The organism is Bacillus aquiflavi (genome assembly GCF_019915265.1).
GTDB classification, from domain to species: domain Bacteria; phylum Bacillota; class Bacilli; order Bacillales; family Cytobacillaceae; genus Bacillus_BT; species Bacillus_BT aquiflavi.
In genome coordinates, this window is sequence record NZ_CP082780.1 from 2,297,479 (window position 1) to 2,324,275 (window position 26,797).

Consider the following 26,797-nt stretch of genomic DNA (forward strand, 5'->3'; position numbering starts at 1 on the left):
AGGAAGTCTTATATAATGTTAATTATAGAGAAGAGCAGTAGACTCTGGGATTGTAGACAATGTCAATATTTAAATAAATATGGCGAGCAACATAAGATAGAAACGAGCAAAACATTCGTTCATAGGTTCGTTTGTCAACAGTCTCTAGAGCAGTTAGCTCTGTTATTTTGGGAGGCCTATTATGAATGTCATTAAAATATCACCGCGAGGCTATTGTTACGGTGTCGTTGATGCAATGGTCATTGCCCGCAATGCAGCATTAGATAAGTCATTGCCAAGACCCATCTATATATTAGGAATGATTGTCCATAATAAGCATGTTACCGATGCTTTTTCTGAAGATGGTATTATCACTCTTGATGGTAAAAACAGAAGAGAAATCATTGAAAAAGTGAAGGGTGGAACGGTTATTTTCACTGCGCATGGCGTTTCTCCTGAGGTTAAAGAACTTGCAAAGAAAAAAGGACTCGTCTCAATTGATGCAACATGTCCTGATGTAACAAAAACACACGATTTGATCCTCGAAAAGGCTGGACAAGGATATGAAATTCTGTATATTGGAAAAAAAGGACATCCAGAACCTGAAGGTGCTGTTGGGGTAGCTCCTAACCATGTACACCTAATCGAAACAATTAAAGATGTGGATGAGCTCTCAATAAACAACAATAAACTGATTGTTACAAATCAAACAACAATGAGTCAATGGGATGTTTCTCATATTATGGACAAAGTAAAAGAGAAATTTCCCCATGTTGAAGTTCATAATGAAATTTGCCTAGCAACTCAAGTCCGCCAAGAAGCGGTTGCTGAACAAGCGGAAAATGCCGATTTACTTATTGTTGTAGGTGATCCGAAAAGCAATAACTCTAACCGCCTAGCCCAAGTTTCTGAAGAAATAGCTGGTACAAAAGCTTATCGTGTTGCAGACGTAACTGAAATTAAGATTGAATGGCTTAAAGGCATTGAAACAGTTGCTGTAACGGCTGGAGCATCAACACCAACTCCAATTACAAAAGAAGTTATTCATTTTTTAGAAAATTTTAATGAACATGATAAATCAACATGGATTCGTGAACGAAAAGTACCACTAAACAAAATACTGCCAAAAGTTAAAAGAGCATAATAAAAATCCGAGCATGATTCAGATCGGATGATAGCTTGTAAACAAAGTTAACTTTTGCTGCAAATATTTTGAAAGACGACGTTGAAAACACTTGTCAGACATAGTTCGCAACATAAAGTAAGGGGGCCGATAAGTCGACTTTTGGCTATTGGATGTCCCATTTTATCGTCAAGCATGCTGTATACCAACATGCTTGACTTTCCAATTTATTGTGTTGGTCCTTTTTGGACAGCCCCTTCCAGCGAACAATCCGAGCGTGCGTGTCAATAGTTTAACATTCGATCGTTATTTTTACACGAAAAGCAAGCTACACTGTTTGAAATGGATCGGTATCGATTTCCGATGGGAATATTGTAACATCATACCCTTTTTCTTTACAAAGCTTTAAAAGTACTTCTGTTACTCCTTGCTTCATTACCTTCTCAACATTATGTCCTGGATCAACAATATTCAATCCGTCCATTAAAGCATCATGAGCAGTATGATAATACATGTCGCCTGTTACATAGACGTCTGCACCTTTAAACTTCGCATGTGAGTAATACTTATTCCCGTCTCCGCCCAGAACAGCTACTTTTTTTACTTTTGCGGTTAAATTACCGACAACACGTACTTTAGAAACGGCAAACGCGGTCTTCACATGTTCACAAAACTCTTTTAAAGACAGTTCGCTCTCTAATGATCCTATTCTACCTAGACCAAGTTGCTCTCCTTTATTTTCAAGGTGATATATATCATAGGCTACTTCTTCATACGGATGTGCTTTTAATAAAGCGGCCAATACTCTCTTTTCCAAATGCTCTGGATAAATTGTTTCGATTCTTTCTTCTTGAACTGTTTCTAATTGTCCGCGGACTCCTATATGAGGATTTGTATTTTCCCCCGGTAAAAAAGTGCCTGTTCCAAGTAACGAGAATGAGCAATTACTATAATTGCCAATCGCCCCTGCGCCTGCTTTTCCTAATGCTTGCCGCACTTCAGCAGCATTTTGTTCAGGGACAAACACGACTAGCTTTTTTAACACATTTTCATATGTGGGAACAAGCAGGTCAATATTTTTTAGGCCGAGAGCATTAGCTAACATATCATTAACGCCGCCTTTTGCCACATCAAGGTTAGTGTGCGCAGTATAAACAGCAATATCATTTTTTATTAGTTTTTCAATTATTTTTCCATAACTTGAATCGAAAGTGATTTTTTGTAAAGGACGATATATGAGCGGATGATGTGCAATAATCAGCTGAACATTTTTTTCTATCGCCTCATCCACTACTTCCTCCAACACATCTAATGCAATCATCACTCGTTCAACTTGTTGGTTGAGACGGCCAATTTGCAGTCCAATTTTATCACCGTCCATTGCGTACTTTTTTGGTGAGAATTGTTCAAATAGCTGAATCACTTCATGTCCATTCACTTTCTTCATTTGTTTAACGCCTCCTCTGCCAATTTAATATAATGATGAAGCTGTTGTTTTTTTTGTAATAACTCATCTGTTTCGGTTGTTGCCTTGTCTAACTGTGCTAATACATTTCTCCAAGTTATCAATTCATTTGTCCATTTTTGTTTAAATGCTTCATTTTTTTCAACTTGTAAAAATGGACCGAGTAACAATCCAGAATCGAGCATTTGTTCATATGGTTTATACGGATTCCCTTTTTCTCCTATTAAAATTTCGTATACTTTTCCGTCTTCTTGTAAAATTTCTTCAGTGATGAGCTCCCAGCCATTCTCAAGGAACCATTTACGAATATAACGTGCCCCGATATTTGGCTGTAAAATGACTCGCTGAACTTCCTGTAATTTTTCTTTATTATGATCAAGAATATTTATAATTAATGTACCACCCATTCCGGCAATTGTAATACAGTCGACCTCCCCTCTTTCAATTACAGCTAATCCATCGCCTTTTCTGACAGAAATTTTTTGCGTTAAGCCTTCATTTTCTACTTGTTTCTTTGCGCTTAAAAAAGGACCATCAGCAATTTCGCCTGCGATAGCAAATGGTACGATTTCCTCTTTAACAGCGTAGCAAGGAAGATAAGCATGATCAGATCCGATATCAGCCAATCTTGCGCCTTTAGGAATATATTTAGCAACTGCTGCTAATCTAGCTGAAAGTTTTTCTGTATTCAATTATGATCACCACGCTACATCACAATTTTTTTAAAAAAATGAATTACACTTTTCATACAGGGGCGTCGAGCATAAAAAAAGAATATGGAATTCTTGCTACTTTTAGATTAAAAAAAGTCCTCTACAAAAGCAAAGGACTTTTCTATTTATCTTGTTTAAAGGGCAGTAAAGACCCTCACCTTTATTCTTATGGTGGGGAATCGTACTGCCCAAAACAATAACAAGTAGTGAAATTTCACTGTTTACAGTTTTCACACTTTCATGTTAGACATTAAATTATTCTTGCCCAAGTAACCATTTTGCCATTGCATCAACTTGCTCGGGTGGTACTAAACCACCTGGCATTGTTCCTCTTCCATTTGTCAGAACATCTGCAACTTCCTCTTCAGACAGAGATATGTTTGTTAAAGCAGGACCAACTCCGCCTTGCTTTTGATCTCCATGACATGAAAGACATTTTGCTGAGTAGATATCTTCTGGTCCTGCATCAGCTACCTCTTCTGTTTTCTCAGCTTCTTCACCGCCTTCTAATTCCTTGGCAAGCTGCTCAGCGTCTCCTAAACCTTTAAAACCTAGTCCAATCATAAGTCCAATTCCTAAAACCATGATCCATACGTATGGAATAACTGGGTTGCGATTCATGATTTAACCTCCCTTTATGTATAAAATATATCAATTAATAATGTATACAAACAACTACTATTGTACTTGAAAATAGGTTGTAGGAAAAGCCCTATTGCTAAACTTGTAATGTGAAATTCACAAATTAGACATAAATTGATGGACTGATTCCTTTAATTATAAATAAAACTTCGTTTGTATATAAAAAATCTCAGATTGTAGACAAAAGGTGCAGTGATTTAGGTAACTTTTGTCTACAATCTGAGAAGATTCTAAAGAATCTTCTCAAGGTCATATATATTCTATCACAATAAAATATTTTTACCCACTTTTTACTTACAGCCAATTTGTCTTGCAATAACGAGTCGCTGAACTTCTGAAGTACCTTCGCCAATTTCTAAGAGCTTTCCATCACGCATATACCGCTCAACATGATAATCTTTCATATATCCGTATCCGCCATGAATTTGCACAGCTTGATCAGTTACTTCCATACAAATCTCAGATGCGTATAATTTACACATTGCAGCCTCTTTTGAAAACGGCCTGCCTTGATCTTTTAACCATGCTGCCTTATAGACCATATTCCGAGCAAGTTCAATTTTCATTGCCATATCGGCAAGCTTAAATTGGATTGCTTGGAAGTGAGACAACGATCTCCCAAACTGTTTTCGCTCTTTCGCATATTGGAGAGCTTTCTCATACGCTGCCTGTGCTATTCCTACAGCCATTGCACCGATTCCAATTCTTCCGCCATCAAGTGTTACGAGAAATTGTTTGAAGCCTTCACCTCGCTTGCCAAGTAAGTTTTCTGTTGGAACATGAACATCTTCTAAAACAAGCTCAGTTGTATTTGATGAATGTAAACCCATTTTTTCATAATTATCAATGACTGTAAAACCTTCGGTATCTGTTGGGACAATTATAGCGCTTATTTCCTTGCGACCATCCCTTTCATTTGTCACAGCCGTTAAAGAAACAAACTTTGCATAGCTTGCATTCGTTATAAAACATTTATTTCCATTAATTATAAACTCATCGTCATTTTCAACGGCGGTCGTTCTTGTCCCCCCAGCATCTGAACCTGCATTCGGCTCAGTTAACCCAAAAGCACCGAAAGATTCACCAGTACAAATTGGAACAAGATATTTTTCCTTCTGCTCTTTTGTTCCGAATAAATGGATGGGGGCACCACCAAGAGAAATATGGGCAGAGTACGTAATTCCTGTTGATCCACAAGCACGGCTTAATTCTTCAGTTACGATAGCAAAGCTTACCGTATCAGCACCGCCTCCTCCATATTCTTCAGAAAAAGGTAAACCCATAATACCCATTTCAGCTAATTTTTTAAATATTTCTTTAGGGAATTGTTTTGTCTTATCCCTTTCTAAAGCTCCAGGAGCGACTTCCTCTTCAGCAAATTCTCGAATTGTTCTTTTAATCATTTCTTGTTCTGATGTTAAATCAAAATTCATCTTCATCCCCCTAGCAAATTTTTTTGAATACGTTTCCATCATTAATTATACGTGGGAATGGACAATTTTCTCAACATTTAAAAATTTTTAAATATATCATATTATACAAATATAATATAATCCATAAGTTGAGAATATAGGCAATTTAAGTTATTATTAATATAAAAGAATGGAGATATCTATTGATTTAGTTAACATTAACCTCAATTCTTTTTTACAAAAATAAAAAAGAGTACAATAACCTATTTGCAAACTACAGAGTTATTCAGTAAAATAAATAAAAACAGTAAAAGTAATAAGTAGGAGAATTGGTATATAGCGGTATTAAAGGATAAAAAAAGTTTACTTCTATATGTAAGAAGTAAACTTAGATGTGAGCAAACACACTCGCATTTTTTGTTGAAGCTAATAAAACAATATTCGCCCGACTGACAAACATCTGATTCGTTTGGGGAAATGGAACCTTATAAGCGTCAAGAAAAAAATTCGAGCTAGATTGGTTCAATCAATACTTATTCTAAAAAATCCTTTAACCGTTTACTCCGGCTTGGATGTCTTAATTTACGCAACGCTTTTGCCTCGATTTGCCGTATTCGTTCACGAGTAACACCAAATACTTTACCGACTTCTTCTAAAGTACGAGTACGTCCATCATCAAGGCCGAAGCGTAGCCGGAGAACATTTTCTTCTCGATCTGTTAAAGTATCGAGAACATCTTCAAGCTGTTCTTTTAATAACTCGTAGGCCGCATGATCTGAAGGAGAAGTTGCATCTTGATCCTCAATAAAATCACCTAGGTGAGAATCATCTTCTTCTCCAATCGGAGTTTCTAATGATACTGGCTCTTGAGCGATTTTTAAAATTTCACGAACTTTTTCTGGAGTTAAATCCATATCTTCAGCAATTTCTTCTGGTGTAGGTTCACGACCAAGATCTTGCAATAATTGGCGCTGTACACGAATAAGCTTGTTTATCGTTTCAACCATATGAACAGGAATACGAATCGTTCTTGCCTGATCAGCAATTGCACGAGTGATCGCTTGACGTATCCACCAAGTTGCATACGTACTAAACTTATATCCCTTTTCATAATCGAATTTTTCGACAGCTTTAATTAAACCCATATTGCCTTCTTGGATCAAATCTAAGAAAAGCATACCGCGTCCAACATATCTCTTAGCAATACTTACGACAAGACGAAGGTTTGCTTCAGCAAGACGACGCTTTGCTTCTTCGTCACCCTGTTCAATTCGTTTTGCAAGCTCGACCTCTTCTTCAGCAGATAATAGATCCACTCGACCGATTTCTTTCAAATACATTCGTACTGGATCGTTTATTTTCACACCTGGGGGGACACTTAAATCATTTAAATCAAATTCTTCTTCCTCTTTCGACAGCTCTTGGTGATTCGGATCACTCTCTTCATTATCTCCGGTAAGTTCAATACCTTGATCACTTAAGTGTTCATAAAACTCATCAATTTGATGAGAATCGAGTTCAAAATTGGACAAACGATCGGCAATTACCTCATAAGCAAGGTCACCGCGCTTTTTTCCCAGTTCAGTCAATTGATCCTTCACTTGTTCAAAAGTTAATTCAGAATCAATTTCTTTTGAATGCGCTGATTTTTCAGCCATTTGTCCTCCTCCTTCCAAAATCATTACAGTAAAACTTGCCACTATTTATAGTGATTTCCTTAATTGGATAATTTCCATCGCAATCGTTGCAGCTTTTAAAAAATCTTTCTGACGTTCTGCTTCCTTTTCTTCTACTTCTTTTTCTCTTATCTTTAACATCTTTTGATAATTCAACACCTGTTTAATATAATCTGATAATTCTTGCTCAGATAATTCATCACTAATCGACATCATTTCGATATTAGCAACAATTCTTTTTAGTTTACCATCTTGTAGAAAAGTTATAAATGCACTTGGATTCGGATCATGTCCTTCTTCATAAAATCCGAGTAAATATGTGAAAATTGCTTGGTGTTCATCGATGTTAAAAGTATTGCCTTGAAGTAGTTGTTGTACTTTATATGCTAAGTCGATGCTTCGAAGCATATGGGCAATTAAATGCCTTTCTGCTGTATGGTAAGCAGGTTTTAATTGATTTAGGTGACTGCTCAAAAACATGTCTTTTTGTAATGTTTTCTGTTTTTCACCGTTTCTTTTTCTTGCAAAATATATTTGCCTCTGCTGTTGTTTTAATGCCTCTAAAGAAAGGGAAAACTCAGTCGCTAGCTGCCGTAAATAATGATCCCTCTCAACAGCCTTATCGAGCATACTAATTTCTTTTAATACCTCTTCTATATAAAGAAGCTGATCTCCTTCATTCTGAAGGTTTTTTCCACGCCGATAGTATTGCAGTTTAAAGGACATAACCGTCAAACTTGCCCCTATTACATCGTTTCGAAATTTATCTTTACCGTATTGTTTAATGTAGTCATCAGGGTCATAACCTTCAGGCAGCATTGCTATTTTTACATTACAGCCAGCTTCTTCTAACATGGTGGCAGCTCGATATGCCGCTTCGACTCCTGCTTGATCAGAGTCATAACATATTGTTACAAAGTTGCTGTTTCGTCGTATCGTTGCTACATGGGCTTCTGTTAAAGAAGTTCCCATCGTCGCAACTCCGTTTAAAACATCAGAACTATATGCTGAGATTACATCTGCAAAACCTTCAAACAACACAACTTGCTCGGTTTTACGGATTGATTGCCTTGCTAAATGGAAATTGTATAAAATTTTACTCTTATTAAAGATTGCCGTCTCAGGGCTGTTTAAATATTTAGGTTCTTCTGTCCCCAGCGACCTCCCCGAAAAAGCAATCGTATTTCCTTTATGATCAATAATTGGAAACATAATTCGATTTCGAAAACGATCAAAATATGATTGTGTTTTTTCCCTTTTAATGATCAATCCGGTTTTTTCCAAAAAAGAAACAGAATAACCTCGTCTAGTTAAAAAATTCGTCATAAAATCCCATGAATCTAAAGCATAGCCAATTTGAAACTTTTCAAGTGATTCTTTTGTAAATCCTCTTTCATGTAAATATTCAAAAGCATGTTGACCATCTTTTGTATTGACAAGAAGATGATGGTAAAATTTACGCAATAGCTCATGAACCTCGATCATTCGCTTTGTTTCTTTTGAGACAGCACTTTCCTTCTTTAAGGAGGAAGAAATTGTTGGTAGATCAATGTTTCCCTTACTTGCAAGCTTTTGAACAGCTTCAATAAAAGTTATTCCTTCAATATCCATTAAAAAAGAAAAAACATCCCCACCTGCACCGCATCCAAAACAGTGAAAAATTTGTTTATCTGGTGAAACGGAGAATGACGGTGTGTTTTCCCCATGGAAAGGACATAATCCAAAATAGTTTCGACCCTGCTTTTTTAGTTGGACATGTTCACCTATAACATCGACAATATCAACTGAGTGACGAATTTCACTTAATTTTTCTTCAGAAATCCGCTCTGTCATGAAAACAACTCCATTTAACAATTCACATATTCGCTAAAAAAAATTAAAATCCTTCTTTTTCCGACAAAATTTTTATTAATTGTTCTTTAAATCTTTTTCTATCTTGTAAATTAAAACGTTTTGGGCCTTTACCATAAATACCATTTCGTCGTGCCTTAGCAGCTAAATAACGCATATGTAGCGCTGTAGAGATGAATTTTTCCTCAAATAACATTCCCCTTGGGGATAGCACATGAACTTCTTTCACAAGAAGAGAAGATGCAAGACCAATATCGTGTGTTACGACAATATCACCATGACTAACATGATTTAAAATATATAGATCAACTTCCTCTTTTCTATTGTCTACATACACCCAATTTTGTGTAAATGTATCATTTATCATGTGGGCATATGATGCTACGAAGATGATTTCAACTGTAAATAATTTCCCAATTTCGACAATTTCCGCTTTAACTGGACAAGCATCTGCATCAACAAATAAAGTCGGAATGTCATGTTCATTTATAATTCTACATCACTCCATGTATTCCTTCTTTGCAGGAATGAACTTTACTATCGAAAAATTGTCGAAAAAAATTTCCCCATCTTCCTTGACATCTGACTATAAATAGTTTATTCGTTCAGAACGAACTCTAAACCTAAGAAATTTATTTTTATCACAATTTTTTATTATAGTATACAAATGTGGATATTACCACTGTTTTTGCTTGATGAGGACAGAGAAAAGGAATTGGATAAACCAATTCCATCAGACTATTGACTTACGGTCGTATTGCTTGCTTATCATGAACGACAATTGCGTTTTTCTAATTGTTGAGCCAATTGCTTTATATATTGTATTTAAATTGTCGATGAACTAAATGGAGTAAATAAACTAACTCCATTTATACATTAAGCTATTTATTTTTATCAACAAGATTCATAATCATACTTGCTGTTTCTTCGACAGCCTTATTTGTTACATCAATAACAGGACATCCGATTTTTGAAACAACTTGCTCAAAATAATGTAATTCTTTTTTTATTCGTTCAATATTTGCATAAATTGCTTGATCATTTAAGCCTAATGATTTTAACCGCTCACGTCGAATATGATTAAGCTTATCAGGACTAATTTTTAATCCAATACACTTTTTCGCTTGGACTAGGAATAATTCTTCAGGAGGATCTACTTCTGGAACAAGCGGAACATTTGCGACTTTATACCGCTTATGAGCCAAATATTGGGAAAGTGGTGTTTTCGATGTTCTCGATACCCCAACAAGAACAATATCTGCTTTTAAAATCCCCCTTGGGTCTCTACCATCATCATATTTAACTGCAAACTCAATCGCTTCAATTTTTTTAAAATAATGAGCATCGAGCTTTCGAACAAGTCCTGGTTCATATAGTGGTGTTTTCCCACATACTTGCTGGATTTTATCCATTAATGGTCCAATTAAATCACATACTTCAATCGTTTCCTTTTCCGCTAACTCTCGTATATAGTTGCGCATCTCTGGCTTTACAAGTGTATAAGCAATCATTGCATGATCTAATTTTGCTAAAGAAATCACTTCAGCAATATCTGATTTATCTTCAACGTACGGAAAACGCTTAATTGTAATGCCCGAGCCATTAAATTGACTAACTGCTGCTTTTGTTACAAGTTCCGCTGTCTCTCCAACAGAGTCAGAAACAACATATATGATTGGCATATTCACGGCTATCACACTCCTCCTCTAATCTATCAGGCTAGTCATCATTCGCAAGGGCAACAAAGGCTTTCGTTATATTTGTTTTTGTAATTCTGCCTATCACCTCATACCCTTTTGATGTTTCTTTGACGACAGGCATCGCATCGATCTGCTTTTCAATTAATCTATCTGCCACTTCAATTAGTGGGTCTTCTTTTTGACACATTGCAATATTGGGCATTCTCGTCATGATGATATTAACTGGAAGAGTCGTTAGCTCTTGGTTTCCGATACTAGCTCGCAATAAATCTTTACGTGATAAAACACCAACTAAAATTCCTGTCCCATCAACAACAAACAACGTTCCTACATCTTCTAAGAACATTGTACAAATCGCATCATAAACAGAAACACTTTCATTTACAACAACTGGAATTGATTGATAATCTTTTACACAGATTTTTTTTTTTTTTAAGTTCTCTGTCAATAGCTGTGTACCTGTTTTACCTGTATAAAAATAGCCAACCCGAGGTCTTGCGTCTAAAAATCCTGCCATTGTTAATATCGCTAAATCTGGTCGTAAAGTAGCTCTAGTTAAATTCAATCGATCAGCAATATGTTCACCTGTTATTGGTCCATTTTCTTTAACGATTTGTAAAATTTGTTCCTGACGTTTATTAAGTTCGATTTTTCTCACCGCCTAACAATCCAGTTAAATATGTTATACTTTATTACCATTATTATATACTATTTATTTGAAATAGAAAGGGAATTTAATCTTGGAAAGTGGAGATTGAGCAAATTTATTGCTCAGTAAAACACATTTATTTTCAATAAAACAGAGCCTATCTACTAAGCAGGCTCTGTTTAGAATCATTTAATTATTATTTAACTATAATTTTATTTACATTTGCAAATGTAATGATTAATTGCGCGAGTTCATTGAGCTGATTGAGGCGATTGTTGCGAATCTTCTTATCCTCCGCCATCACCATCGTATGATCAAAGTACTGATTAATCTCTGGCTTTAATGAGACAAGGAGTTGGTAGTACTCATGCTCTGATTTTACAGCATTCAAACTTATTTTTACTTTTTCAATCTTTTCATGTAGTTCTAGTTCAAAATTATTTTCAAATAATGAGCTGTCAACTTCCCCGCTCTTTTCTTGTTTTTGAGAAATATTTAACACACGGCTTAATGCTTCAATGTTTTCTTTAAAATCCAGAGAATCCTTCTCTTTTTCTAGAATATCAGAACGTTTAATGAGAGAAGGAATCGAGCCAATCGTACCACCAATCACAGCTTCAATTAAATCATATCGAATTCCGGCGTCTTGCAATAAATGCTTTATTCGAAGCTTAAAAAAAGTGAATGATTTGGCTTTCAACTTGTGTGATATCTCCTTGTAAAATACCATCCTCTTTAACAAAATGCAATGATGTTGCAACTAGCTCTTCTATTTCTATTTCCCATTTTTGATTTAAAAGAGTGTCAATGATTCCAGCCGCTTGTCGTCTTAATGCATATGGATCTTGCGAACCGGTTGGAGTAACTCCAATTGCAAAAAATGACACGATCGTATCTAGCTTATCTGCAATAGCAAGCGTAGCACCAATGTGCGTTTGTGGAGTATGATCATCTGCATTCCGCGGCATGTAATGTTCATTAATCGCCTTTGCTACATCGGCATTTTCTCCTTTTTGTAGGGCATATTTTTCCCCCATAAACCCTTGAAGTTCGGGAAACTCATTCACCATATTTGTTACAAGGTCAAATTTACATATTTCCGCAGCACGATCAACTAGCTGTAGTTCAGTTTTCGAAAATTCCAATTGATTTGCTAGCCAACTAGTTAACTTTCGAACGCGGTTCGTTTTATCGATCATGGTTCCAATATTTTCATGATAAACAACCTTTTCAAGCTTCTTTAATGCAGTAGAAATTTCTAACTGTTGATCTTCTTTATAGAAAAAGTCCGCATCAGCCAGTCGAGCCCGCAACACTTTTTCATTCCCTTTCGCAACGATATCTATATGGTTTTGATCCCCATTTCGAACGGTTATAAAATATGGAAGGAGCTTTCCATCAGGTGATTTTACCGGAAAATAACGTTGATGCTCCTTCATTGATGTGATTAATACTTCTTCTGGTAAATTTAAAAAGCTGTCATCGAACTTACCGAACAAAGCTGTCGGATATTCTACTAAATTATTTACTTCCTCAAGAAGATCTTCATCAATTAGAATAACCCAATCATTTTTCATTTGAATTTGTTCTATTTGTGAGCGAATCATTTCTTTTCTTTTTGCTGGATCAACGACAACAAACTCTTTTAATAAAAGAGAGGCATATTCATTACAATTAGTAATTTCAGTTTCTTTACCAAGAAAACGATGTCCAAACGTTATTCGATTTGTTTTCACATTTGTAATCGAAAATGGAATAATATCAGTTCCAAATAGTGCTACAATCCATTTAATAGGCCGAATATAACGAAGATCTTGATTAGCCCAACGCATCGTCTTTGGAAAATGTAAGCTAGTAATTACATTTTTAAGATCTGGTAAAAGTTGTAATGTTTTTTGACCTTTAATAAATTTATTTACAAAAGCATACTCTACTCCATTTATTTCTTTAAAATAGATATCTTCTACTGTCATTCCTTGGCCACGGCTAAAACCAACTGCTGCTTTTGACCAATTTCCGCTTTTATCAACGGTAATTTTCTTTGAAGGTCCTTTCGCTTCAACTTGAATATCTTCTTGTGCTTCAGCCACATCTTTTATTAACACGGCAAGGCGACGCGGAGTAGAAAATGCTTCAACTTCTCCAAAAATAATTTTTTTTTCAGATAACCATTTTGTTATTTTTTCAGAAAACTGATTCATCGAATTAGTCACAAATCTTGCTGGCAGTTCTTCAAGACCAATTTCTATAAGGAGATCTTGTTTATTCATTTTCCAGTTCCTCCTTTTTCTTTAACATTGGAAAACCAAGCTTTTCTCGTTCTTCATAGAATGTCTTCGCTATTTTTCTAGCTAAGCTCCGGCATCTTGCAAGATAGCCTGTTCGTTCAGTAACGGAAATCGCCCCCCGTGCATCTAAAAGATTAAAAGTATGTGAGCACTTTAATACATAGTCGTACGCTGGATGAACTAATCCCTCATCCATTTGGCGATGAGCTTCTTTTTCATAAATATTAAATAAGTGAAATAACATTTCAGGATCTGATGTTTCAAATGTATATTTTGAATGTTCATATTCAGGCTGAAGAAATATATCCCGAACTGTAAATCCGTTCGTCCATTCTAAATCAAATACATTTTCTTTTTCTTGAATGTATGATGCAAGTCGTTCAATTCCATAAGTAATTTCAACGGAGACAGGTTTACAATCTAATCCACCTACTTGTTGAAAATAAGTAAATTGGGTAATTTCCATGCCATCAAGCCACACTTCCCACCCCAATCCAGCACAACCTAATGATGGGTTTTCCCAGTTATCTTCAACAAATCGAATATCATGCTCAAGCGGGTTAATCCCCAAAGCTTTAAGTGAATCAAGATACAACTCTTGAATATTATCAGGAGATGGCTTCATAATGACTTGAAATTGATGGTGCTGGTAAAGGCGATTTGGATTTTCTCCGTAGCGTCCATCAGCTGGACGACGCGATGGTTCAACGTACGCAACATTCCATGGTTCAGGGCCAATTGCTCTTAAAAACGTATAAGGGCTCATTGTACCTGCTCCTTTTTCAACATCATATGCCTGCATTAATATGCAGCCTTCGGTAGACCAATGCTTTTGAAGCATTAAAATCATTTCTTGTATATTCATTAAAAACACCTCCGAAAATGATCGACAATTTTAGTCAACTTAAATAAAAAACTCCCGTCTCTATGCTTAACGCATAGGGACGGGAGTTGTTACCCGCGGTTCCACCCTACTTGCCATCATATTCAAAACATATGATTAGCCTCTTTATGTCTAAGCGACAAAACATGCTCCAGAACGCCTTCCTTAATGCTCTATACCCTAGCTCTCACCATCCTAGGTTCGCTTTTATAAAGGCCATTAAGTACTCCTTTCCTTCACAGCACAAAAAAATAATTTTAATAAAAATTTTAACTGAATAATATTTTCTTGTCAATGTCATACCTATAATTTATTTCTTAATTGCTCGATTTGGTCAAGAAATTTTTTTGACTTAAGCTTTAAACCCGAATACTCATCATAATAAGCAGTTATCACTTTTTTAAGCTCCTGTTTCGTCTCTTTTTTTACAGAAATAGAACCGAGACGGGTCAAATCAAAATAATAAAATAGCCGTAAAAGCTTTCCGGTAGCAGGAGAAATTTTTAAGTGATATGGATCTTTTGTTAAACAGCGATGACAAATAAAACCGCCTTCGCGAATAGAAAAGGAAAAGTTTCCTTCAGTACTTCCACAAAAACTACATTCATTTAATGATGGATATAGTCCCAGTGTATTTAGCTTTTTCATCTCAAAAATATTTGTTAAAATGTCTAGATCATAGCCATCGTTCATATAATTTAATGTTTGATACAGTAATTCAAATAAATACGGATTAGGTTTGTTTTCCTCAGTACCTTTATCTGTTAGATCAACAACATAGCTAGCATATGCTGTTAAAAAGATATCTTCCCGAATGGAACGGAATGAGGAAATTATTTCTCCTTGCTGTAAACTGCCTAACCCCTTTCCACGCTGTAATAGAAAATACCCATATGTAAAATACTGGGTGATAGCAGCGAGGCGGCTGTTCGGCTTTTTCGCCCCTCTTGCCATCACACCAACCTTTCCCCATTCACGTGTATATAAAGTGACAATTTTGTTTGTTTCACCGTAATCGGTTGTTCTAATGACGATGGCTTCACATTTTTGCAGCACCACTAGTCACCTTCCATTGCAGGAGACAAACCTATGAAATGGGAAAATCAACATCTGCTAGCTCTTCATCCTGACTACTGGGTATGTCTTGCTTTTCTTTCTCAATTTCTTTAAAGAGAAGATAAGTATCAATGTTACCTGTTTGCAAAAAGACTTTCCAGGTAAAATCTAACATTGAGAACCCCACCTTTCACATATTCAAACTAGCAACTTCTATCCCAAATTCTTATCATTATCATAGCCTGTCTTTTAAAAATTCATGTGACGAAAAAATTGTTAATAATTTTTATGAATAACTTATATATTTTTTAATTTATTAATATTCATCTTCTCGAAATCCTAAATCGCGAATTTGGGACATTTTATTACGCCAATCCTTTTGTACTTTCACCCAAAGCTCTAGAAAAACTTTTGAGCCAAGCAAATTCTCAATATCAACTCTTGCTTTTTTCCCAATTTCCTTTAACATTTTACCTTGCTTCCCGATAATAATTCCCTTTTGCGATTCACGCTCAACAATAATTGTTGCCATCACATGGACAACATCTTTTTCATTGCGATGTTCAACCTTATCAATAACAACCGCTAAAGAATGAGGTACTTCTTCATGAGTTAAATGAAGGGCTTTTTCCCTAATTAACTCAGAAATAATAAATCTTTCTGGATGATCTGTTACTTGATCGGCTGGATAGAACTGCGGGCCTTCAGGTAAATATTTTTTAATTTGAGCAAGCAGTCTTTCTACATTGTTTCCTTCAAGGGCTGAAATCGGAATAATTTCTTTAAACTCAAATTTTTCTTTATAAGATGTTATTATTGGTAACAACTTATCCGGATGAACTTTGTCAATTTTATTAATAACAAGAAATACAGGTGTTTTTATTAATTGCAGCTTTTCAATAATAAACTCCTCACCGCGACCATACCCTTCTTCGGCATTTACCATAAAAAGAATAAGATCCACTTCTGTTAATGTATTTAACGTAATTCTCATCATAAAATCGCCTAACTTATGTTTCGGCTTATGAATTCCAGGTGTATCAATAAAAATCAGTTGGGCATCGTCCGTCGTCAGCACACCTTGAACTTTATTCCTTGTTGTTTGCGGCTTGTCACTCATAATTGCAATTTTTTGGCCGATTACTTGATTAAGAAATGTTGATTTCCCAACATTCGGTCTCCCTATAATTGAAATAAACCCTGATTTATAATAATTGGCTTTATTTTCCATGTAAATCCTCCGATGAAAACGCACCTGGTAACAGTTGTTCAACAGTTAGCTTCTGCATGTCGCCTTTTAAATTTGTTAAGAACACTTTCATATCTCGATGACACAGCTCAGAAATTACTTGTCTGCATGCACCGCATGGCGAGACTGGTGAATCTGTATCAGCAATGACAACGAGCATTTTAAAGTTACGTACACCTTCTGAGTATGCTTTAAACAATGCTGTACGTTCTGCACAGTTACACATGCTGTAAGCGGCGTTTTCAATGTTGCAACCAAGAAATACTGTTCCGTCCTCTGCTAAAAGCGCTGCGCCGACTTTAAACTTCGAATATGGAACATACGCTCTTTCTCTTGCTTTTTTTGCTTCTTCAATTAGTTGATTAATATCCAAAATCATTCTTCCTTTCTCAAGAAGTTAGCCGCATCTTTATTTTACCTTATTTTAGTATCATTTTCATCGGTTGTTACAAAATAATAATATAAAATTTGAATTTTCAAAAAATATATAATAATGGCTATCATGGACAGCCATATATTCTAATTTATTTTTATTACATTTGTAACAAAAATGTGATAAAGCTTCGGTCCAAATATAATCATTCCAACAATTACTGCTAATATCGCATAAATCAATACAGCACCTGCCGCAACGTCTTTAGCCCTTTTCGCTAAAAGGTGATAGTCTTTTGTAACTAAGTCAATTGTTCGTTCAATTGCGGTATTGATCATTTCTAAAGATAATACACCGCCAATAGCAAATAAAATAAAAAGCCACTCTATTGGAGAAAGAGATAACACCATCCCTAAAATTACGACGATTACCGTTACAAATAGGTGAATCTTCATATTTTTTTCTGTAGTGATAACATACTTTACTCCTTGAAAGGCATAGGAAAAAGACCGGAATAATCGCGACCGGTCTTTATTTCCCTTACCTTTTAAGTCCGTACTCATTTAATATATCCTTCTGTCTTGAAAACATTTGTTTCTCCTCCCCTTCAGTTTCGTGATCATATCCTAAAAGGTGCAGAAATCCATGGACAGCTAAAAAGCCTAATTCACGCATAAAAGAATGTCCGTATTCATCAGCTTGCTCCTTAGCTTTTTGAACAGAAATAATAATATCTCCAAGTACTCTCGGCATATCGGCACCTGACACTTGAATTTCTCCTTCACCCATCTCCTCCATCGCAAACGAGATAACATCAGTCGGGTAATCTTTACCACGATATTCTTTATTCATTTCTTTTATCCGCTCATTTGTTACAAAAGTAACTGACATTTCAGCCTCTTGTTGAATCCCTTCTTTGTCGGCTGCAAAATTTAGAAGACTTTCTATTTTCATAAGCTGCTCTTCTGTTAATTCATTTGTTTCATCTAATAGGTCAATCGCTAATATCATGCTTCCTTCACCTTCTGTTTCGTCATTTCTGGATATTCGATTCTTGAATGAAAGATCCCATTTAATGTTGCACATAAAGTTTCTGACACAGTTGTTAATTCTTTTAATGTAATATCGCATTCATTGAATTGCCCATCTTGTAAACGATCTGCAATGATCTGCTTTACTAATTGCTCAATTTGCTTTGATGTTGGATGTGACATCGAGCGGACTGCTGCTTCTACACTGTCAGCAATTCCAATAATGGCAGCTTCTTTTGATTGCGGTTTCGGACCAGGATAACGGTAGTCCTCTTCCTTTACATCCTCTTCACTTTCCTTGACTTTATGATAAAAAAACTTAAGTAAAGTTGTCCCATGATGTTGCTCTGCAATATCTACAATCTCTTTAGGCATCCGATGCTTTCTTAACATGTCGGCTCCATCTGTGGCATGTGCGATGATAATATTTCTGCTTACCTTCGGATTTAGTCGATCATGCGGGTTCTCAATATTCATTTGATTTTCAATAAAAAATTGTGGTCGTTTTGTTTTTCCGATATCATGATAGTAACAGCCTACCCTTGCTAACAGTCCATTTGCACCAATTGCTTCACATGCAGTTTCAGCTAAATTTGCAACCATAATACTATGGTGGTATGTGCCCGGCGCCTCCGTTAATATTTTCCTTAACAATGGATGATTCGGATTAGACAGTTCAATTAATTTCATTGTTGATAAAATGCCAAATCCAACTTCAAAAAATGGTAAAAAACCAATTGTTAATACTGCTGATGCAATTCCTGAGATTAAAGCTACTGTAAAATAAAGTCCGTAATCAAAGCCCGAATACTGACCATTCTGTAAAAAAATTAATGATAAAATAACTACTACGTTAACCGCTGAGACAAATAATCCTGCTTGCAATATTTTTGAACGGTGATTATGCTTGCTTAAAAATAATACACCAGCTAATCCGCTGCACAAAATATAAATGCCTATTGAAATGTGAAAGGTTCCGGTGAAGCCACCATTAAAAATAATACTTCCACAAACCGCCATCATAATAGTTAATAATATAGCTGGGCGTTCATCAATTAATATTTTAATAATCATTGTTCCCATCGCGGCTGGAAATATATAGCCTATTTCTGAGTCATCGAATGCTTGAAATAAACTAATTGTTTTCATCAGTGCAGTCGCAATAATAAGAACTAAACTATATAAAAGTAAATAGTTTTGTTTCGTTTCGTTTGGTACATCCAGTTCAAAAAAATAATAATAAACTGCTGAAAGTAAAACAAAAATCAATACACCTAAACCAAAAAATGGCTGAAATGAGTTTTCATTATCTAACATCCCGACAAGTTCAAGCTGTCGATAAACATCCCGACTGATCAGCTGTCCCTCTTCAACAATAATTTGTCCTTGCAGAACTTTAACAGGGTCGATGCTTTCAATAGTTTGTTGTCTTAATTCCTCTGTTGCTGCAGAGTCGTAAAATTCATTTTGAATAATAGCGTAGCGTCCTAACTCAATAGCAGCATTTTTTAAATTTCCACTTAAGCTCGTGTATTTTAATTCTTCCTCAACACGTTTTTTTGCATTTTCAACCTCATCGGCTGGAATACGGTTGCTCATCATATTGTTAATTGCGGTAACAGTTAAATCTTTTGCAATCGACAATTCATCTTTTGATGCTTGTAAAATGGCTAAAAAAACAGGATCAGAAATATCTTTTGCCACATTTTCCGTCAGCTTAGCTTTCAGTCTTTTTAGCTTTTCGTTAATAGGGGGCTCCGCAACCGTATTATTCCCATCACGATTGGCTCTTTCTAATTCTTCTCTAATTTCCTCATTTACTTCAGATGCTGATTGAAAAATTGAGGTGATTAAATCAACTCGATTTTGTGTATATTCTTTCTTCAATGTATAAACATCTTGAACTTGATCAAGTGCTTCCCTACGTTTTTTCTCCGTGCTCTCCTTATCCTCAATCGTTATTGGCGAACGAATCGTCTTTTCAGCAATAGAAAATAAGTTTAAGTCTAATTTTTCAGGCTTAATATTACTAAACATTGCTCCATACAGAATGGCCCCTACTAAAATAAATAGGACAATTCTAAAGAAAGTGATTTCCAAAAGATTCCTTATTTTTGAAAATTGCCGTTGAAAATTTTTCAAATTAGCTCCCTCCTATCTTAGCAAATCATTTTTGCCAGATAGCGAACATCATTTTTTGCTGCGATTACGTAAAATGATAACAGCTTTTTTTATAAATTTCACCTTTAAACAGAATAAATGACACTTTTGGTTAGGAATTTGTTAATTTGTTGAAACATTTATTTATTATTATTTTACTATGATTTGTTAAATTCCACCTAAATAAATTTAGATCATTGAGACTTTTTATTTAGTTTATAAGAAAAACCGCCCAAAATCGTTTTGAGCGGATTGATTATTCATATTTATTATATGCTTCAATAATTCTTCCAACAAGTGGATGACGGACTACATCGCTTTCTTCTAAATAAATAATCGCAATACCTTGGACGTCTTTTATCACATGTTGTGCAGCAATTAAACCGGATTTTATCCCTTTAGGTAAATCAATTTGTGTTTCGTCTCCAGTAATAACCATTTTCGATCCAAAGCCTAAACGAGTAAGAAACATTTTCATTTGGGCTTGTGTTGTATTTTGTGCTTCATCTAAAATAACGAATGCATCATCAAGTGTTCTTCCTCTCATATACGCGAGAGGTGCAATTTCAATCGTTCCACGCTCAATTAGTCTTCCAGTTTGCTCTGCTCCTAAAACATCATGAAGAGCATCATACAAAGGTCTTAAATACGGATCAACCTTTTCTTTTAAATCTCCCGGTAAAAAACCTAAGCTTTCCCCAGCTTCAACAGCAGGACGTGTTAAAATAATCCGTTTTACATCACCATTTTTTAATGCACTGACAGCCATGACAACTGCTAAATATGTCTTACCAGTGCCGGCAGGGCCAATTCCTAAAACGAGATCATGCTTCTTTATTGCATTTACATAATGACGTTGGCCTAACGTTTTTACTCTAATTGCCTTCCCTTGAGTATTTTTCGTGATCTCTTCATTGTACAGCTCTTCAAAGTACTCTAGAGTACCCTTTTGGGCCATCTGAATAGCATACGTAACGTCCCTTTGACTAATGTTGATACCTTTTCGGATAACATGAAGTAGTTTCTCTAAAACATGGCAAACAAGCTCCACATGTTCATGATCACCAAACACATTTACCGTTTCTCCTCTTGTAACAATTGAGACCTGGAGCTGTTGTTCAATTATCTTTAAATTTGAATCGGATACTCCGAATAAAGCGATTGCTTCATTCGAATTTTGAAGCTGTACATTCATTGTTTTTACTTCTTCTGTCATTCACTAATCTCCTTGAATAATTGGTTTTCCTACTGCAATATTTTCGATAATTTGAAAATGGATCGATAAGTTTACTTTACCATTCTCAATTGCTTGGTGCAAAACTTTTTCCCCTTTAATTTCCGCATCCTCATCAAGTTGATTTTTTAGATCTTTTCTTGCCATCTCTTTTGCCATTTTGATTGCCTCTTCATTTGAATAAATTCTTGTCACTTTTTCTTTCTCTCTATATGTTTTTTTAATATAAGATATTGGTAATTTCCATTTTAAAAAATTTACTTTATGTTCTTTCTCTTCTACTTCAAATTGTGCAAATTTATGTTTTCCAAACCCCCAAAAAGGAATTGTAATCTTACCAATTTTTATCATATGCTTTTGTTTTTCATTCCCATTAAAAACTTGGAAGTTAGCTTTAAGGGGTAAGGTAACATGAGACTTGTACCATGTTTCACCAAAAATTTTTCCCTTTGCAGGAACTGCTTTTTCTTCGCCCTCTTTTCCGATCATTCCTGAAACAAGCAACTGTCCTTTTTCTACAAAATCATTGACACCCACTTGCGGCTTGCCTTCTTCTACAAATAAATCAACAATAACCGCTTTCTTTTTGGCGACTAAATTTCTTGGACTAATATACTTCTGTTCTTCCGGCTCTTCTTTTTCCACTACTTGAAAATGATAGTTTGTCCCTTGTAACTCAACACCGATCCAAGTAATCTCCTCAATATGGTCTGAAAGCTTTTTTTGAATCGTATCTACATCATCAACAAAAAATTGCAAAGTTCCTACCTTTACACCTATTTCGTCCAATTGTTTACGAATTTTATATTCAGTAGCTGGATTAGCTCCGTCAATTTGAATTCCCCATACCATATTTGATAAAAACATAATAACGCCTAAAAATACGACGATTCCTGCTACTATACCGCTATTTTTTTTAAATTTATTCAATAAAAAAGGGAGCCCGTCCCGTTTAATAAAAGCGATTTTACAACCGCTTTTTCTACTTAAAACTCTTAGCTTTTTTACGTCATTAAGCCTCATCTTAAAGATGATTGTTTCAGGACCATGCCGCCTTACACTCCAAATAAACAAATCATTTCTTGATAACTTATTTATTAACCGTTCAATACCTTTTCCCTTCACTTTTACTGTTACAATTCCTAAATAATATTCGAACCACTGATTTTTCATTTTGTCCTCCTGCATTATTCATTTATATATGTGACTTGATCAATATTTCCTTCTAGTAAAAGTTCTTCAGGTAAAATTGTTTTAATAACAAATGATTTTCCTTTAATTAAGAGCTGTCCCTTCTTTAATAATAAACGCAACTCTTTATCGGAAAATGTGTGATTAATCCACGGTGGTTCTCTATATATAAATATGTATTTGCCCAACCATTGTAATTCGGGGCAAATCCATCATGACGTCTTGAGGAATATCCATTTTTTTCGTCATCCAGTTTCGAACGAACTGTCCCCATTTTTTAGTCATAAAAAAGAACCCCCTTTCATCTCATATGTATGAGCTGAAAAGAGGTTCTAGCACTTATTTTTTAGTTATAGCACCGTTCATGTCTCTTTATAAAATAAATTAATGAAAGCTTTTATTTTATTGCCCGATGCCGCTTTTTAGCACGAGGCGGTCCTAATACCTCTGATAAAATAATTCCATCAATAAGTCGTGATTGATACGATGGAAGTGATTTTTCTTCAGGTATGTTCAACTTTTCTTTCATTTTTTTCTCATTTGAATTTGTAGAATGATGATGATTAAATTCAGGCTTCATTTGCTCAATTGGCTTTTGAACCGTTTTTCGTTCCTCTATTTTCTTCTTTTTAGCAGGAGCTTGCTTGTTAGAAACCGGTTTCGGTCTTGGCGGCTGCGTTTGCTTTGATTGATTCGGTGCACGCCGCTCTGTTTGTCTTGACTGTTTCCGTTCTTCCTTCGCATCTGTCTTAGATTTACTAAATATCGAAGAAATGACTCCAATTAAAATAAAGACGATAATAGGATTATCAATGAAAAAGTCTAACAAGAGAACTTCCCTCCCTTCCAAAGCTATGGAGTTGTCTCTTAATCATTCCTTTTGTCTTTTTGATCACTAGACAATTTTCCAATTGAATCACGCATATCAGTATCGGCAGCTATATTTTGATAGTTCATATAATCCATTACACCAATTTTCCCTGTACGGAGTGCTTCTGCCATCGCTAACGGAACTTGTGACTCAGCTTCAACTACTTTTGCTCTCATTTCTTCAACTTTCGCTTTCATTTCTTGTTCGTTTGCAACAGCCATTGCCCGTCGTTCTTCCGCTTTTGCCTGCGCAATATTTTTATCCGCTTCAGCTTGATCTGTTTGTAAAATAGCACCAATATTTTTACCGATATCAACATCAGCAATATCGATTGATAAAATTTCAAACGCTGTTCCTGCATCAAGTCCTTTTGCCAATACCGTTTGAGAAATCATATCAGGATTCTCTAATACTTTTTTATGATCATTAGATGAACCTATCGTACTGACAATCCCTTCACCAACACGGGCGATAACTGTATCTTCACCAGCTCCACCAACGAGTCGCTCAATATTCGCTCTTACAGTAATTCTTGCTTTTGCTTTTACTTCAATTCCGTCCATGGCTACACCAGCGATGAATGGAGTTTCAATCACTTTCGGATTAACACTCATTTGCACAGCTTCTAATACATCACGGCCTGCTAAATCAATCGCAGCACAACGTTCAAAAGTGAGTTCAATGTTTGCTCGTTGAGCAGCAATTAAAGCATTGACAACTCTATCGACGTTACCCCCTGCTAAATAGTGACTTTCAAGTTGATTTGTCGTTACACCAAGTCCTGCTTTCTGCGCTTTAATAAGCGGATTAATGACTCGACTAGGAATAACACGGCGAAGTCTCATACCAATTAAAGTGAAAATACTAACACGTACACCTGCAGCTAATGCTGAAATCCACAGCATTACTGGTACAAATGTAAATAGGATAGATAATAAAATAACCCCAGCAACAATAACTAATATCAAAAATACAGTTCCAGTTTCCATTTGCTTTCCCCCTCATAAAATAAATAATTTAAGGATGTTTATTTAAATCAGCAATCTCTCTTACAACAATCCGTGAGCCTTCAGCTTTAACTACTTTTACTTTTTTATTTTTCTGAATAAAGCCCCCTTCACTCACAACATCTATTCGTTCGCCATCTATAATAACGGTGCCTGATGGTCTTAAATCCGTTAACGTATGACCCTCAACCCCAATTAATTCAAGACGACTTCTATTCGATACATAGCCACTTTCTGTATTCGTTGAATCCGTTAAAATGATTCTCTGTAGGAATTTCATTCTTTTACCAAACACCTTTAACATGATAGTAGATACTAAAATAGCGACTCCAATAGCAATTAAGAGGGACACTGCCATTTGAGTTATATTTCCTCCCGCTAAAATGATACTAGTAAAAATCGAAACTAACCCTAGTATACCTAAAATACCTCCTGGAATAAAAAGCTCGGCTATAATGAATCCGATTCCAATTACAAATAAGATGATTGATTCATATCCTGCTAATCCTGCAATTAAATGTCCATAGAAAAATAACAATAAAGAGCTGATCCCCATAAAACCTGGAATTCCAAACCCTGGGGAATAAAGTTCTAAAACTAATCCTAAACTGCCGATTGATAACAGTATCGGTATTACAATAGGGTTGGTAATAAATCTGGCGAGCTTTTCCGCAAAAGTTTCATCAAGGGAGCGGACATCTGCCTTCTCGTAACCGAGTTTCTTTAAAAGGTCGTTCATATTGTTTACAATACCTTCTGTATAACCTACTTCAAGAGCTTGATCTGCACTTAATGTCAAAAGTTTTTCTTTTTCCGCTCTATATTGTGGCAAGTCAATGCTTTCATCTGCCATAGCTAAAGCATAAATCGGATCACGTCCACTATGCTTAGCGGCATTTTCCATTGCCGTTAACCACATTGATTCTGCTTTTTTACCTGCTGTATTTCCTTCTTGATCAATAATTGCAGCAGCACCTATTGAAGCGTTTGGTACCATATAAATTTCATCAGCATATAAAGAAATATATGCACCTGCCGAAAGGGCATCATGATTTATATAGGCGATTGTCTTTAGCTTTGTATTAGAGAGTAGTTTTGCAATCTCCCCAGCAGCGTCTACAGCTCCTCCTGGAGTATGCACTTCAAAAATAATTGCTTCTGCTCCTTCCTCTTCAGCTGTTTTAACAGCCCGTTTTAAAAATTCATATAGCCCTTTTTCTACCGTGTCCTCAATAGGGACCACATAAACAATTTCTTGTTTTGCAGACCCATATGATGGTAACAGCATCAAAAGGAAAGCGAATAAAATAGAGGATACGGTAATCATTCGACGCATATACAAATTCCCCTCCTTTCGGTAAATAGAGCTCCTACTATATTTTTATACGATATTTTTCATGAAAAGTTTCATGAAAAAATAAAAAAACCTGAATTACAGTAAGTATAACTGATATTTATTTTATCCCGAAAAGAGAAAATGAGCATCATTAGAAACTTGAAAGTTCTAAATAAAAAGACCGTAGCTTCATGCTACGGGTCTTTTTTAAAATAATTAGTTAGGAAAGATGTTTTAGTACAAGTTTTTGAACAGTTGATCCGTCTGCCTTACCTTTTACTTTTGGCATGATTGCAGCCATTACCTTTCCCATTTCAGCTTTTGACGTTGCGCCGATCTCCTCAATTGTTTCGGTAATAATCGTTAACAGTTCTTCTTCAGAAAGCTGTTTGGGCATATAAAGCTTGACATAAGTCAATTCAGTCTTTATTTTTTCAACAAGGTCATCCCGACCAGCTTTTTCAAATTCATGGAGGGAGTCTTTGCGTTGCTTTAATTCACGAGAAAGTACTGTTAACTCTTCCTCTTCGGTTAATTCGCTTCTGCCAAACTTAATAGCCTCATTTTGTAATGAAGCCTTAATCAGTCGAATAACAGAGAGTTTGTCTTTTTCCTTATTCTTCATCGCTTGTTTTAAATCATGATTTAAACGGTCGAGAAGACTCATCATTACACCCTCTCTTAAAACTTACGTTTTCTTGCAGCTTCAGACTTTTTCTTACGTCTTACGCTAGGTTTTTCGTAGAATTCACGCTTTCTTGCTTCTTGCAAAGTACCAGTTTTAGATACAGAACGTTTGAAGCGACGAAGAGCATCATCAAGTGATTCGTTTTTACGAACGACTGTTTTAGACATTCTCTTTCCCTCCCTCCGAACACAACACCCTAACATATCGCCCATGAAATAAA

25 protein-coding genes and 2 pseudogenes are annotated in these 26,797 nt (G+C 35.6%); 1 reads left to right on the forward strand and 26 read right to left on the reverse strand.

The features are described from left to right. The first annotated feature begins 181 nt into the window (after positions 1 to 181). Positions 182 to 1,123: a 4-hydroxy-3-methylbut-2-enyl diphosphate reductase gene (locus K6959_RS11135; protein WP_163239416.1), complete on the forward strand. Its 942-nt coding sequence runs from the start codon at positions 182 to 184 to the stop codon at positions 1,121 to 1,123. A gap of 307 nt (positions 1,124 to 1,430) precedes the next feature. Here K6959_RS11135 and K6959_RS11140 read toward each other — a convergent pair whose 3' ends face one another. The 26 genes and pseudogenes from K6959_RS11140 to rpsU all read right to left on the reverse strand — a co-directional run bounded on the left by K6959_RS11140 (position 1,431) and on the right by rpsU (position 26,744). Beyond that, positions 1,431 to 2,549: a Nif3-like dinuclear metal center hexameric protein gene (locus tag K6959_RS11140; protein ID WP_163239418.1), complete on the reverse strand. Its 1,119-nt coding sequence runs from the start codon at positions 2,547 to 2,549 to the stop codon at positions 1,431 to 1,433. After that, positions 2,546 to 3,259, reverse strand: coding sequence for a tRNA (adenine(22)-N(1))-methyltransferase (locus K6959_RS11145; RefSeq protein ID WP_223086521.1), 714 nt, complete (start codon positions 3,257 to 3,259; stop codon positions 2,546 to 2,548). Before K6959_RS11145 ends, K6959_RS11140 begins: the two co-directional genes overlap by 4 nt. A gap of 276 nt (positions 3,260 to 3,535) precedes the next feature. Continuing rightward, the gene (gene cccA / locus K6959_RS11150) at positions 3,536 to 3,901 is read right to left on the reverse strand and encodes a cytochrome c550 (RefSeq protein WP_163239422.1); all 366 of its coding nucleotides are present in this window, start codon (positions 3,899 to 3,901) and stop codon (positions 3,536 to 3,538) included. A 311-nt stretch (positions 3,902 to 4,212) separates the two neighbouring features. Beyond that, on the reverse strand, positions 4,213 to 5,355 hold the full coding sequence (locus tag K6959_RS11155; protein WP_163239424.1) for an acyl-CoA dehydrogenase: 1,143 nt from the start codon (positions 5,353 to 5,355) through the stop codon (positions 4,213 to 4,215). A gap of 512 nt (positions 5,356 to 5,867) precedes the next feature. Then, entirely contained in the window at positions 5,868 to 6,992 is a 1,125-nt protein-coding gene (gene rpoD / locus K6959_RS11160) for an RNA polymerase sigma factor RpoD (RefSeq protein WP_163239426.1), read from the reverse strand. Between the two features lie 45 nt (positions 6,993 to 7,037). After that, positions 7,038 to 8,843 carry a DNA primase gene (gene dnaG, locus K6959_RS11165; protein ID WP_163239428.1) on the reverse strand — a complete coding sequence of 602 codons (1,806 nt, stop codon included), beginning with the start codon at positions 8,841 to 8,843 and terminating at the stop codon, positions 7,038 to 7,040. Positions 8,844 to 8,886: 43 nt separating this feature from the next. Next, the gene (locus tag K6959_RS11170) at positions 8,887 to 9,351 is read right to left on the reverse strand and encodes a YaiI/YqxD family protein (protein ID WP_223088367.1); all 465 of its coding nucleotides are present in this window, start codon (positions 9,349 to 9,351) and stop codon (positions 8,887 to 8,889) included. Positions 9,352 to 9,742: 391 nt separating this feature from the next. Further along, a complete protein-coding gene (locus tag K6959_RS11175) occupies positions 9,743 to 10,543 on the reverse strand; it encodes a pyruvate, water dikinase regulatory protein (RefSeq protein ID WP_223088368.1) in 801 nt (266 codons plus the stop codon). A 37-nt stretch (positions 10,544 to 10,580) separates the two neighbouring features. Continuing rightward, on the reverse strand, positions 10,581 to 11,219 hold the full coding sequence (locus K6959_RS11180; RefSeq protein WP_223086523.1) for a transcriptional regulator CcpN: 639 nt from the start codon (positions 11,217 to 11,219) through the stop codon (positions 10,581 to 10,583). A gap of 187 nt (positions 11,220 to 11,406) precedes the next feature. Then, positions 11,407 to 13,480, reverse strand: a pseudogene (gene glyS, locus K6959_RS11185) (glycine--tRNA ligase subunit beta). After that, positions 13,473 to 14,363 carry a glycine--tRNA ligase subunit alpha gene (glyQ, locus tag K6959_RS11190; protein ID WP_163239434.1) on the reverse strand — a complete coding sequence of 297 codons (891 nt, stop codon included), beginning with the start codon at positions 14,361 to 14,363 and terminating at the stop codon, positions 13,473 to 13,475. The pseudogene glyS and the gene glyQ overlap by 8 nt, the downstream one beginning before the upstream one ends. A gap of 321 nt (positions 14,364 to 14,684) precedes the next feature. Beyond that, positions 14,685 to 15,437 carry a DNA repair protein RecO gene (gene recO, locus K6959_RS11195; protein ID WP_223088369.1) on the reverse strand — a complete coding sequence of 251 codons (753 nt, stop codon included), beginning with the start codon at positions 15,435 to 15,437 and terminating at the stop codon, positions 14,685 to 14,687. A gap of 31 nt (positions 15,438 to 15,468) precedes the next feature. After that, positions 15,469 to 15,612, reverse strand: coding sequence for a YqzL family protein (locus K6959_RS11200; protein ID WP_163239436.1), 144 nt, complete (start codon positions 15,610 to 15,612; stop codon positions 15,469 to 15,471). Between the two features lie 141 nt (positions 15,613 to 15,753). Beyond that, positions 15,754 to 16,668 (reverse strand): GTPase Era, encoded by a 915-nt coding sequence (gene era, locus K6959_RS11205; protein WP_223086525.1) that lies wholly within the window; start codon positions 16,666 to 16,668, stop codon positions 15,754 to 15,756. Then, entirely contained in the window at positions 16,658 to 17,059 is a 402-nt protein-coding gene (locus K6959_RS11210) for a cytidine deaminase (protein ID WP_163239440.1), read from the reverse strand. Before K6959_RS11210 ends, era begins: the two co-directional genes overlap by 11 nt. A 146-nt stretch (positions 17,060 to 17,205) precedes the next feature. Continuing rightward, on the reverse strand, positions 17,206 to 17,622 hold the full coding sequence (locus K6959_RS11215) for a diacylglycerol kinase family protein (protein ID WP_163239442.1): 417 nt from the start codon (positions 17,620 to 17,622) through the stop codon (positions 17,206 to 17,208). Further along, the gene (gene ybeY, locus K6959_RS11220) at positions 17,600 to 18,070 is read right to left on the reverse strand and encodes an rRNA maturation RNase YbeY (RefSeq protein WP_163239444.1); all 471 of its coding nucleotides are present in this window, start codon (positions 18,068 to 18,070) and stop codon (positions 17,600 to 17,602) included. Before ybeY ends, K6959_RS11215 begins: the two co-directional genes overlap by 23 nt. Continuing rightward, positions 18,067 to 20,232: an HD family phosphohydrolase gene (locus tag K6959_RS11225; RefSeq protein ID WP_223086526.1), complete on the reverse strand. Its 2,166-nt coding sequence runs from the start codon at positions 20,230 to 20,232 to the stop codon at positions 18,067 to 18,069. The genes ybeY and K6959_RS11225 overlap by 4 nt, the downstream gene beginning before the upstream one ends. Before the next feature lie 274 nt (positions 20,233 to 20,506). Further along, complete coding sequence (locus K6959_RS11230) at positions 20,507 to 21,466, reverse strand: PhoH family protein (protein ID WP_163239448.1); 960 nt, start codon at positions 21,464 to 21,466, stop codon at positions 20,507 to 20,509. A 3-nt stretch (positions 21,467 to 21,469) separates the two neighbouring features. Next, positions 21,470 to 22,657 carry a sporulation protein YqfD gene (yqfD, locus tag K6959_RS11235; RefSeq protein WP_163239450.1) on the reverse strand — a complete coding sequence of 396 codons (1,188 nt, stop codon included), beginning with the start codon at positions 22,655 to 22,657 and terminating at the stop codon, positions 21,470 to 21,472. A gap of 14 nt (positions 22,658 to 22,671) precedes the next feature. Continuing rightward, positions 22,672 to 22,960: pseudogene (gene yqfC, locus K6959_RS11240) on the reverse strand (sporulation protein YqfC). A gap of 112 nt (positions 22,961 to 23,072) precedes the next feature. Further along, complete coding sequence (locus tag K6959_RS11245; protein ID WP_163239454.1) at positions 23,073 to 23,504, reverse strand: hypothetical protein; 432 nt, start codon at positions 23,502 to 23,504, stop codon at positions 23,073 to 23,075. A gap of 38 nt (positions 23,505 to 23,542) precedes the next feature. Next, positions 23,543 to 24,535, reverse strand: coding sequence for a flotillin-like protein FloA (gene floA / locus K6959_RS11250; protein ID WP_163239456.1), 993 nt, complete (start codon positions 24,533 to 24,535; stop codon positions 23,543 to 23,545). 28 nt (positions 24,536 to 24,563) lie between these two features. After that, complete coding sequence (locus tag K6959_RS11255) at positions 24,564 to 25,889, reverse strand: NfeD family protein (RefSeq protein ID WP_223086528.1); 1,326 nt, start codon at positions 25,887 to 25,889, stop codon at positions 24,564 to 24,566. A 220-nt stretch (positions 25,890 to 26,109) separates the two neighbouring features. Then, on the reverse strand, positions 26,110 to 26,556 hold the full coding sequence (locus K6959_RS11260) for a GatB/YqeY domain-containing protein (protein ID WP_163239460.1): 447 nt from the start codon (positions 26,554 to 26,556) through the stop codon (positions 26,110 to 26,112). A gap of 14 nt (positions 26,557 to 26,570) precedes the next feature. Continuing rightward, positions 26,571 to 26,744: a 30S ribosomal protein S21 gene (gene rpsU, locus K6959_RS11265; protein ID WP_163239462.1), complete on the reverse strand. Its 174-nt coding sequence runs from the start codon at positions 26,742 to 26,744 to the stop codon at positions 26,571 to 26,573. Positions 26,745 to 26,797 lie beyond the last annotated feature (53 nt).

Coding starts and splice junctions, on each gene's coding strand:
- K6959_RS11135 (WP_163239416.1), top strand. CDS start 182: ATGAATGTCATTAAAATATCACCGCGAGGCTATTGTTACGGTGTCGTT.
- K6959_RS11140 (WP_163239418.1), bottom strand. CDS start 2,549: ATGAAGAAAGTGAATGGACATGAAGTGATTCAGCTATTTGAACAATTC.
- cccA (WP_163239422.1), bottom strand. CDS start 3,901: ATGAATCGCAACCCAGTTATTCCATACGTATGGATCATGGTTTTAGGA.
- K6959_RS11155 (WP_163239424.1), bottom strand. CDS start 5,355: ATGAATTTTGATTTAACATCAGAACAAGAAATGATTAAAAGAACAATT.
- rpoD (WP_163239426.1), bottom strand. CDS start 6,992: ATGGCTGAAAAATCAGCGCATTCAAAAGAAATTGATTCTGAATTAACT.
- dnaG (WP_163239428.1), bottom strand. CDS start 8,843: ATGACAGAGCGGATTTCTGAAGAAAAATTAAGTGAAATTCGTCACTCA.
- K6959_RS11175 (WP_223088368.1), bottom strand. CDS start 10,543: ATGCCAATCATATATGTTGTTTCTGACTCTGTTGGAGAGACAGCGGAA.
- glyQ (WP_163239434.1), bottom strand. CDS start 14,363: ATGAATATACAAGAAATGATTTTAATGCTTCAAAAGCATTGGTCTACC.
- K6959_RS11200 (WP_163239436.1), bottom strand. CDS start 15,612: ATGTTAGATTTTACCTGGAAAGTCTTTTTGCAAACAGGTAACATTGAT.
- era (WP_223086525.1), bottom strand. CDS start 16,668: ATGGAAAATAAAGCCAATTATTATAAATCAGGGTTTATTTCAATTATA.
- K6959_RS11215 (WP_163239442.1), bottom strand. CDS start 17,622: ATGAGTACGGACTTAAAAGGTAAGGGAAATAAAGACCGGTCGCGATTA.
- ybeY (WP_163239444.1), bottom strand. CDS start 18,070: ATGATATTAGCGATTGACCTATTAGATGAAACAAATGAATTAACAGAA.
- K6959_RS11230 (WP_163239448.1), bottom strand. CDS start 21,466: ATGACAGAAGAAGTAAAAACAATGAATGTACAGCTTCAAAATTCGAAT.
- yqfD (WP_163239450.1), bottom strand. CDS start 22,657: ATGAAAAATCAGTGGTTCGAATATTATTTAGGAATTGTAACAGTAAAA.
- floA (WP_163239456.1), bottom strand. CDS start 24,535: ATGGAAACTGGAACTGTATTTTTGATATTAGTTATTGTTGCTGGGGTT.
- K6959_RS11255 (WP_223086528.1), bottom strand. CDS start 25,889: ATGCGTCGAATGATTACCGTATCCTCTATTTTATTCGCTTTCCTTTTG.
- K6959_RS11260 (WP_163239460.1), bottom strand. CDS start 26,556: ATGAGTCTTCTCGACCGTTTAAATCATGATTTAAAACAAGCGATGAAG.
- rpsU (WP_163239462.1), bottom strand. CDS start 26,744: ATGTCTAAAACAGTCGTTCGTAAAAACGAATCACTTGATGATGCTCTT.